Raw genomic sequence first — 1,362 nt, forward strand, 5'->3', positions numbered from 1 at the left:
ACCTTGCCGTTCGGATTGCCGACGACTGCAAGCAGGCAGGCGAGGCGCTGGGGTTCGAGATCGATTTCCGCCAGTCGAACCATGAGGGCGACCTTGTCGACTGGATTCAGGAAGCTGGCGACAAGGCTGTCGGCATCGTCATCAATCCGGGCGCCTACAGCCACACCTCGATTGCCATCCACGACGCCATCCGCGCCGTCGCGCCGTTGCCGGTGGCCGAAGTTCATCTTTCCAACATCCATGCGCGGGAACCATTCCGCCACATCTCCATGGTCGCGCCGGTCGCCGTCGGCATGATCTGTGGCTTTGGGCCGCTCGGCTATACGCTGGCGCTACAGGCGCTGGCCGCACGCCTATGACCGGCCAACAAACAGAAGGCTCGAAAATGTCGATAAAGAAGACCGGTGTTGACCAGCAACTGATCCGCGATCTGGCGGGCATACTGAACGACACCAATCTCACCGAGATCGAGGTTGAACTGGGCGACCTGAAGGTGCGCGTCTCGCGGCAGGCGCCGGCTGTTCATGCAATCGCAGCGCCGCAGCAGGCCTATGCGCCGGCAGCAGCGCAAGCTGCCTCCGCAGCTCTGCCCGTTGTGGCAGATATTTCCAAGAACGCAGTCACCTCGCCGATGGTCGGCACCGCCTACCTGGCGCCGTCGCCGGACGCCAAGGCGTTCATCGAAGTCGGCCAGAAGGTCAAGGAAGGCCAGACGCTGCTGATCATCGAAGCGATGAAGACGATGAACCAGATCCCCTCGCCACGTGCCGGCACGGTGACCGCGATCCTTTTCGAGGATTCGCAGCCGGTCGAATATGGCATGCCGCTCGTCGTGATCGAATAGAGCGGGCCTGATGTTTCAGAAGATCCTCATCGCCAATCGCGGCGAAATCGCCCTCCGGGTGCTGCGCGCCTGCAAGGAACTCGGCATCCAGACGGTGGTGGTGCATTCGACCGCCGATGCCGACGCCATGCATGTGCGGCTCGCCGACGAGAGCGTCTGCATCGGTCCGCCGCCATCGCGCGACAGCTATCTCAACATCCATCAGATCGTTGCGGCCTGCGAAATCACCGGCGCCGACGCCGTGCATCCGGGCTACGGCTTCCTGTCGGAGAACGCCAAATTCGCCGACATACTGGCCGCGCACAACATCACCTTCATCGGTCCGTCCGGCGACCATATCCGCATCATGGGCGACAAGATCGAGGCCAAGCGAACCGCCAAGCGCCTCGGCATTCCGGTTGTGCCCGGTTCGGACGGCGCCGTCACCGACCAGAAGGAAGCCAGGCGCATTGCCGCCGAGATCGGCTATCCCGTGATCATCAAGGCATCGGCCGGTGGTGGCGGTCGCGGTATGAAGG

3 protein-coding genes are annotated in these 1,362 nt (G+C 62.9%); all 3 read left to right on the forward strand.

Annotated features, from left to right (window positions below; translation table 11 throughout):
- Positions 1–359: type II 3-dehydroquinate dehydratase (locus EN906_RS34220; protein ID WP_164777613.1), on the forward strand; the 359-nt coding region annotated here is incomplete at its 5' end.
- 26 nt (positions 360–385) lie between these two features.
- Complete coding sequence (gene accB / locus EN906_RS34225) at positions 386–844, forward strand: acetyl-CoA carboxylase biotin carboxyl carrier protein (protein ID WP_127269234.1); 459 nt, start codon at positions 386–388, stop codon at positions 842–844.
- Positions 845–854: 10 nt separating this feature from the next.
- Positions 855–1,362 (forward strand): biotin carboxylase N-terminal domain-containing protein (locus EN906_RS34230; protein ID WP_281060474.1); only part of this gene is annotated, 508 nt, incomplete at its 3' end.

It is taken from the genome of Mesorhizobium sp. M7A.F.Ca.CA.004.06.1.1 (assembly GCF_003999135.1).
Classification (GTDB): Bacteria; Pseudomonadota; Alphaproteobacteria; order Rhizobiales; family Rhizobiaceae; genus Mesorhizobium.